This window comes from uncultured Campylobacter sp. (genome assembly GCF_938017615.1).
Classification (GTDB): domain Bacteria; phylum Campylobacterota; class Campylobacteria; order Campylobacterales; family Campylobacteraceae; genus Campylobacter_B.
In genome coordinates, this window is the sequence record NZ_CALIJA010000189.1 from 1 (window position 1) to 8063 (window position 8063).

At 46.4% G+C, this 8063-nt stretch carries 5 protein-coding genes, 1 tRNA gene and 1 pseudogene; 2 read left to right on the forward strand and 5 right to left on the reverse strand.

The features are described 5' to 3' along the window. Positions 1 to 116: 116 nt before the first annotated feature. From Q0620_RS09580 to mraY, 5 genes and pseudogenes are all read right to left on the reverse strand, one after another. Complete coding sequence (locus tag Q0620_RS09580; protein ID WP_298784783.1) at positions 117 to 815, reverse strand: hypothetical protein; 699 nt, start codon at positions 813 to 815, stop codon at positions 117 to 119. 8 nt (positions 816 to 823) lie between these two features. After that, positions 824 to 2068 (reverse strand): integrase arm-type DNA-binding domain-containing protein, encoded by a 1245-nt coding sequence (locus Q0620_RS09585; protein ID WP_298784785.1) that lies wholly within the window; start codon positions 2066 to 2068, stop codon positions 824 to 826. A gap of 443 nt (positions 2069 to 2511) precedes the next feature. Next, positions 2512 to 2587 (reverse strand) — tRNA-Phe (locus Q0620_RS09590). A 913-nt stretch (positions 2588 to 3500) separates the two neighbouring features. After that, a pseudogene (gene murD, locus Q0620_RS09595) lies at positions 3501 to 4625 on the reverse strand (UDP-N-acetylmuramoyl-L-alanine--D-glutamate ligase); the annotation flags it as partial. A 113-nt stretch (positions 4626 to 4738) separates the two neighbouring features. Further along, the gene (mraY, locus tag Q0620_RS09600) at positions 4739 to 5803 is read right to left on the reverse strand and encodes a phospho-N-acetylmuramoyl-pentapeptide-transferase (RefSeq protein ID WP_297997377.1); all 1065 of its coding nucleotides are present in this window, start codon (positions 5801 to 5803) and stop codon (positions 4739 to 4741) included. A 198-nt stretch (positions 5804 to 6001) separates the two neighbouring features. On the opposite strand from mraY, the gene gpmI reads away from it, so the two are divergent. Then, positions 6002 to 7468, forward strand: coding sequence for a 2,3-bisphosphoglycerate-independent phosphoglycerate mutase (gene gpmI, locus Q0620_RS09605; RefSeq protein ID WP_298784803.1), 1467 nt, complete (start codon positions 6002 to 6004; stop codon positions 7466 to 7468). A gap of 101 nt (positions 7469 to 7569) precedes the next feature. Next, on the forward strand, positions 7570 to 8063 hold a 494-nt coding region (locus Q0620_RS09610; protein WP_298784804.1), incomplete at its 3' end, for an SDR family NAD(P)-dependent oxidoreductase.

Here is an 8063-nt window from a genome sequence, read left to right on the forward strand (position 1 = left end):
CCAGGTAGGTAAAATGGTTGTTTTGAATTAAATTTACGGATATTTGATGAGGTTTGAAAAACCTAAAAGCCCTAAAAATAGGACTTTTATAGTGGCTAAAAATATTTTTAGGCGGATTATGCGTCTTTATCGTTGGGGTAAAAATATTTGTAAATTTTATTTGCTAGCGTAGCTTTTTTGTTTTTATCCACGCCGACAATCTGATACATTCTCGCTTTTAAAATCAAGGTATCTGAAAATTTATCTCTTATCTTTTGAGTGTTGTTTAAAAGATCGTATCTTTCTTTTTGCTCTTTAAACGGCGCAAAATATTCGGTTGCTGCTCTCATAAATCTTTCGTATTCTGGATAAGGGTCACAATCGCAATTGCGACCAAAAGGGTCGCGGATATACGGCTCGCCAGTTGAATACTCGCTAAAATAAAAAGCGTGATTTAAAAGCTCAATAGCTTCTAGGTAGTTTTCATATCTTATGATGATATCATTTTTCTTAGCTTTTGCCTCCATAATATTTTTAAAAAAATCTACGAAAGCGGTTAAAATTTCGTTTTTTGCCTCCTCTGATTGATAAAAGTGAGTTAAAATTTTAAACTCTGGGAATAAATTGGGGTCGTGTGTAATGCAAAAAGACTCATCAATGGTTTCGTTCATCATCCCATTAAAGGCTATTAACAAATCAAAATTACGATTTGCTTTATCAGCAATTCTTAATCTTTTTCTGATATCAATTAGAACTTGTTCTATCGCCTCTGTCTCTCGTTTTTCTCTCTCGTCTTTTGCACTTTGCGTATCTCTTGGCTCTGATAACTTCGCCATATTGCCTCCTAGTTATTTTTTATTTCGAGTATGTAGCCGCTCCACCAGTCCAGCAAGATTTTAAGCTCGTCCAAAAAATCGGCTTTTTCGGAATAGCTTAAATCCACTTTATCGCCGTGTAGGTGGTCTAGCGCCTTTTTGATAGCCTCTTTGCTTACTCCGTGCTTTTGCATATTATTAAACGCCTGCGTCATAAATATGCCCCGTAGGCTATGCAGGGTTACGACGCGTCCCGTCTGTCTGTCTCTAAAGTCAAAGCCCTTAATCGCGTTCGTGGCGGTGTCTTTGTGGATATGCCCCGTAAAGTGCGAGTTAATAAAAATATACTCGTATGCCCTGCTTAATTTCGCCTGGTTCTCAAGTATCCGCATAACCTCATCGCTAAGCGGCAATTTGAAATCGCCTATCTCGCTGCGCTTGATTTTCTGCTCGGCGCGTGGAATGGTTAAAAGCCTCCTATCGAAATTTACGTAATCCCATTTTAGACGCGACAGCGGTGCGGCTCTTAGCGGCAGGTGTAGGCATAGCTTCATCGCGTTTTTAATCGTCTCAAAATGAGGGTAATCATAAATGGCGTTAAAAAATGCCTTTAAGTCCTGGCGCTCGGTTAGCTTGGCGTAATGCTCGACTTTGGTTTTAGGTATCAGACTTTTGGCGTCAATATTCGCCATAATATTAACCTCGGCGTAGCCGCTCGATACGGCGAATAAAAAGACGCGGTTTAAAATTTGGTTGATTATCTCAGCAGTTTGCGGCGTAGTCTTTGACGTTTCTTTAAGGATGTCCGCTATCTCGCCGTGAGTAATGCTTTTTATGCCTCTATCTTTTAGTATCGGCATTACGTGGTTTTCAATGCGTCCGCGCTTGGTCTTTAGCGTTTGGGGCAGTATGCTTTTAGCTTCAAGCTCTAGCCACTCGTTAAAGACCTTTTCAAAACTGAGATTATGCTCGCTTATTCTTTGAGCTTTGGCGCGCTTCTTTTCCGTGATAGGGTCGATACCTCTCATCACTAGCTTTTTAAGCTCGGTTCGCTTCTCTCGCGCTTCGGCTAGCGATAAAACGGGGTAGTTGCCTAGCCCCGTGTTATTCAGCTTGCCAGTATCGGGGCTAATGAAAGCGAATACCCAGCGCTTGCGCCCGCTCTTGCTTACTATCAGCCCTAAGCCGTCGCCGTCCGTGAGCTTGTAGTCTTTGGCTTTCGGCTTTGCCTCTTTGATTTGCTTATCGCTAAGCGGTTTGACTATCCTAGCCATTACGTTTTAACTCCCTTAAATGCGTTATTTGAGACGATTTAAAAATATTTTTTCGGTTTTTAGCTCAAAATCCCGCGCAAAAATATTTTTAAAATCGCCGCCTTTTTGCTCTCTGCGTGCCTAAAATTGGGGATTTGATGAGGTTTAAAATATTTTTTGCCTCGAGGGCGTTTTTTTAAGCTTCACAAAACCCTATTTTAGGCGTTTCAAGCGTTTTAAAACATTTTTTGGAGTGCTTTGTAAGCCCGTTAAATAGGGCATTTAGTAAGTTTTAAAAATATTTTTTCGCTTGACTTTTGGAATTTTGCCAAAAATATTTTTAAAATGTTTTTAAATTGCTAGCTTTGCTTGATTATTTTAGACTGCTTTAGAGGGCTAAAATCGCTTGAAGTCCGTATTTTAGGGATTTTGTTAAATTGTATTAGATTGTAAAAAATAGGCAATGGTGGTTAGAGGCAGAATCGAACTGCCGACACGCAGATTTTCAGTCTGCTGCTCTACCGACTGAGCTATCCAACCACCGAAAAAGAAAAGTAATTTTAGCCATGCAATACTTAAATCTCGGTTAAAATCCTCGATTTTCGCTAGATTTTTGCATGTTATGCTCGGAAACGGTCAAATTTGCTCAGTTAAAATTTTATAAATTTTAGTAGCGAAAAATATTGCTTATGCAGCAATTTGCAATAATCAAAACGGGCTATCGATCTAAAAAGCAAAGTGATATAAAATTTTACTATTTAGCCGATTCTGCAAATTGTATGCTTGGTTTTAAACTGTGCAAAGTAGATAAATTTGCGCCAAAGGATCGCTACGTCATTTTAAATTTACGCATATAACGGACAGATGAGGGGCGATTGATTAAATTTAGCATCAAAAATTCACACTTTAATCAAACTTAGTAACAACGGCATCTTTATAAACATTGCGCCAAAGCCGATAATGCGACGTTGCGATGCATGTTTCAGCTAGATTTACTTAGATATATCCGTGCAGCAGAAGCGTTGAAATTTTATAATGCGATTGCATGCTGTATTAAATAAAATCCCAGCCCGATCTGGCCAACCTCGATAGGCCTTTATTTGAGCTGTGCGACTTGTTTTTTAAATAATTCGCCGCGTTCGGCGTAGCTTTTAAATTGATCCAAACTGGCACATGCAGGGCTTAACAGCGCTATTTCGCTCGCAGAATGCATGGAATTTTTAAAATTTTCGAAATTTTTAGAATTCTGCGAATTCCGAGTTTCACCGTCGTTTGCGCGGCGTTTCGTCAAAGAGGCGTTGTCACTTGCAGTAGATGAGCCGCCGCCTTCATACGGCGTATTTTCGCCGATCTTTGCGCTTTCTTTTGCCTTGCTGTCGCCGTCACACCTGCTATCCGTGCTTGAATTTTGTACTTCCAATTCGCTCGCGCCGCTTTTTTCAAAATCCGCGCCTCGGTACCGATTCGAAATTTCGCTCACCGCTGTTTGTAAAATTTCGCAGCGCACGCAAGGAAGTCTGTATTCGTCACATAAAAACATGATTTTATCGGTGTTTGAGCCGATCGCGTAAATTTGCAGATCGTATTTTTTAAACTCCGCAAAAAGCGGGTGCAGATCCACGCCTTTATCGTCGCCGCCAAGGATCAGATGTATTTTGCGCCCCGCGTATCGCTTCAGCGCCTGCGCGCACGCATCGATGTTGGTCGCCTTCGTGTCATTGACCCAGACCCTGCCGCGCACGTCGGTAAACTCCTCTAGCTTATTGCCTTCGATCACGAAGTCGTTTAGTCGCATGGCGTCGCATCTGTCGAATAAAATTTTCTCCACGCACAGCGCCAAAAGTGCGTCGATCAAAAAGGGGGTACGAAATTTTATCTCGCCCAGATCGATGCCGAATTTTTGTGCCAGATCCGCTTCGTCTTCGTAGCAGATCACGCGAGTTAGGCTATTTTGCGCGGCGGTGGAGTTTTCGTAGGCGCGCGGGATCAGCGCCACGGAGCCTTCGCGCATCGCTAGCAGCGGCGAGAGTTTGGCGCGCTCATACTCCGCAAAATCGCCGTGCCAGCTGAGATGATCGGGCGTGATCGCAAGCAGCACGTAGATGTCGGGGCGCGCGTGCTTGGTGTAGTGCAGTGTAAACGAGCTCGTCTCCAGCACCCAAATTTTGGCGCTTTTATCAAGCTTTGCGAGTGGAACGCCCACGTTGCCGCCCATTTGCGAGCCGTATCGCTCTAACAAGTGCTGCGTCATCTTCGTCGTCGTCGTCTTGCCGTTCGTGCCGCTGATCCAAATTTTAAGGCCTTCGTAATCGTCAAAATAATCGTATTCGCTGATTAAATTTCGTGCCTTTCGCACCAGCTCGTGATGCGGCGGAAAGCCGGGGCTTGGGATTTCAAGCTTGCTTGCAGCGGGGTCGAACTCGCTTGGGTTTAAAAGCGCGTTGCCGAACTCGTCCAGCTTCGGCGCGCCAGAAGAAATTTCAAATTTATCGTCGTAAATCTCCCAGCCGCCGTCTTTTTGGCAGTGCTCGGCGATCGCTCTGGTCGTAAGCCCGTAGCCAAATAGCGATTTTTTCATTTTTCTCTCCTTTCGCCCCATAAAATTTGAGTTATCTTGCCCGCGCTAAGCTCGCTCATTTCGCCGCCCTTCTCGCATCTTTCAAAAAGCCACATTTAATCTGCGCTCGCATTTTATCTCAGTTTCAGCGACGTCAGCGCTATGATATTTGCGATCAGCGCGATGATCCAAAAGCGGATTATGATTTTGTTTTCGACCCAGCCTTTAAGCTCGAAATGGTGGTGTATCGGCGCCATCAGGAAAATTCTGCGTTTGAAAATTTTAAAGCTGCCCACCTGCAAGATCACGCTGAGCGTTTCGATGACGAAGACGAAGCCGATCATTATGAGTAAAATTTCATTCTTCGTGATGACTGCGCAGTATCCTAAAAACGCGCCTACGCTGAGGCTGCCGCTGTCGCCCATAAAGACTTCGGCGGGGTAGCAGTTAAACCACAAAAACCCAAGCAGCGCGCCGATGAGCGCCGAGACGATGATGCAGACCTCGCCTGCGCCTGCGACGCGCGGTAGCAAGAGATACTGCGAGTAGATAGCATGCCCGCAAAGATAGGCGAATATGCCCAAGCTGCAGAGCGAGAATACCGATGGAATGGTCGCTAGCCCGTCTAGCCCGTCGGTTAAATTTACCGCGTTTGAGCTCGCGCTTATCACGATCGTCCAAAACAGCGGCGCGAAGATCCATAAATTTAGCAGAGGGTATTTGAAAAACGGCACGAAAAATTCCCCGCCCAGGTCGCTAAAAGCATAAAGCGTAGCCCCGATCAGAAACGCCAAGAAATTTTGCAGCGCAAATTTAGCCCGTGCGCTAAGACCTGCGTGGTTTTGGCGACCTAAAATTTTAGAGATATCGTCCTTAAAGCCTATGTAGCCGAAGCCCACCAAACAAAGTAGTCCGCAGAGCACGAAGACGTTGTTTAGCTTGGCGCACAGCAGGCTTGCGAGCACCGCGGCGGTAACGAAAACGAGCCCGCCCATCGTGGGGGTTTTGCTCTTTTTCTGATGGTTTTGCGGCGCGAGCTCGTAGATGGGCTGCGCGGCGTGTCTATTTTGCGCCCAGCGGATAAACCGCGGCATAGCCCAGACCGAAAAACAAAAAGCGATAAAAAACGCAAGGCCTGCGCGAGCGGTGATGTATTGGAAAAAATTTATATTCGTAAGATGATAGAGATAATAAAACAAAGTTTGCCTTTTAAATTTTATGAAATTTTATATGAAAACGCGCATTTTAGTATAAAAGAGGTAAAATTTAGCTTTTAGGGCGGATGAAATTTTGTCGCATTTGCTAAAAGAAAGTATAATGCCGCTCGTAAAAACAGCGCCGCAGATCCGCCTCAAAAGGCCTGCACGGCGAAATTTAGACGAAATTTAGGAGCCAAAATGGGGCAAAAGACGATTTTACTTATCACCGACGGCATCGGCTTTAACGCGAGCGATAAATTTAACGCGTTCGCAAACGCAAAAAAGCCCGCCTATGATTATCTTTTTAAAAACGTTCCGAATACGCTGCTGCGCACCTCAGGGCTTGCCGTGGGCTTGCCGCAGGGTCAGATGGGAAACAGCGAAGTAGGGCATATGACGATCGGAAGCGGTAGGATTCTGTATCAAAACCTAGTCAAAATCGATCGCGCGATCGATGAGGGCTCGCTTGAGAAAAACGAAGCGCTGCAAAACCTGCTCGCTAAATGCCGCAGAGTGCACGTCATAGGGCTTTACAGCGACGGCGGCGTGCATTCGCATCTGCGCCATTTTGACGCGATCTGTGATATAGCGCAGAATGCGGGTTGCGAGACATGGGCGCACGCTATCACCGACGGGCGCGACGTTTCGCCGAGCAGCGGAGCGGAATTTTTAAAGCGCCTGGAGGCTAAATGTAAAGTAGCGAGCGTGTGCGGGCGCTTTTACGCGATGGATCGCGACAAGCGCTTTGATCGCGTAAAGCGCGCTTACGACGTGCTTATGGGTGAAGCGGCGCCGCTTGAAATTTCGCCTAGCGAATACATACTGCAAAGCTACGAACGCGGCGTGAGCGACGAGTTTATCGAGCCTGCAAGCTTTAACGACTTTAGCGGTATCGGCGCGGATGACGGAGTGATTTTTATAAATTTTAGAAACGATCGCGCTAGAGAGCTTTGCGCGGCTTTGGGCGATGAGAGCTTTAGCGAATTCAAGCGGAAGTTCGTCGTGAAAAATTTAATCACGATGAGCGAATACGATGCGAGCTTTAAATTTCCTCTGCTTTTTGAGAAGCCCGTGCTTAAAAACACGCTTTGCGAAGTGATCGCAGACGCCGGTCTTACGCAGCTTCACACTGCCGAGACCGAAAAATACGCCCACGTGACGTTTTTCTTTAACGGCGGCGTCGAGGAGCCGCTGCCGAACGAAACTCGCGTGCTGATACCAAGCCCGAAAGTAAAAACCTACGATGAGCAGCCGCAGATGAGCGCGCCTACGGTGTGCGATGCGGTGATCCGCGGCATCGAAGCGGGGATAGATTTCATCGTCGTAAATTTCGCAAACGGCGATATGGTCGGCCATACTGGCAACTATGACGCCGCGGTAAAGGCGGTCGAGGCGGTGGATGAGTGCATCGGTAAAATTTTAGGCGCGGCGAGGGCGCACGATTACGCCTATGTCCAGATCAGCGACCACGGCAACTGCGAGGCGATGCGAGACGCGGACGGCGAAATTTTAACCAACCACACGACCTTTGACGTATTTTGTTTTGTCGCGGGCGAGGGCGTGCGCGAGCTAAAAAGCGGACTTGGGCTTAGTAACGTCGCAGCGACCGTGCTAAAGCTAATGGGGTTGCCAAAGCCCGCGGAGATGGACGAGGCACTATTTTGAAATTTCAACGGCGCAGGTCGCGAGTAGATTTAAACTGCTAAAATTTAGGTAAATTTGGATAAATTTACGCTAGAGATTAAAATTTTAACAAAAGGATAAGTATGAAATTTAGCGGGAAAAATGTTTTAATCACGGGCGCAAGCCGCGGTATCGGCGCGCAGATTGCAAGGACTTTAGCGGGCTATGGGCTTAAGGTGTGGATTAATTATCGCTCAAAGCCCGAGATAGCCGACGCGCTGCTAGAGGAGATCCGCGCAAACGGCGGAGAGGGTGCCGTGATAAAATTTGACGCGACGAACGAGGCGGAATTTAGCGAGGCGATTGCCCTGATCGCGCAAAGCGACGGCGAGCTAAGCTATCTCGTAAATAACGCGGGCGTCACGAACGACAAGCTCGCGCTTAGGATGAAGCTGGAAGACTTCATGGGCGTGATCGAAGCAAATTTAAGCAGCGCCTTTATCGGCTGCCGCGAAGCTTTAAAGCTAATGAGCAAAAAGCGCTTCGGTGCGGTCGTAAACATCGCCTCGATCGTCGGCGAAATGGGAAACGCCGGGCAGGTCAATTACAGCGCGAGCAAGGGCGGAATGATCGCGAT

Excerpts from the sequence above, each read along its gene's own strand:
- Q0620_RS09580 (WP_298784783.1), bottom strand. The coding sequence starts at position 815 with ATGGCGAAGTTATCAGAGCCAAGAGATACGCAAAGTGCAAAAGACGAG.
- Q0620_RS09585 (WP_298784785.1), bottom strand. The coding sequence starts at position 2,068 with ATGGCTAGGATAGTCAAACCGCTTAGCGATAAGCAAATCAAAGAGGCA.
- gpmI (WP_298784803.1), top strand. The coding sequence starts at position 6,002 with ATGGGGCAAAAGACGATTTTACTTATCACCGACGGCATCGGCTTTAAC.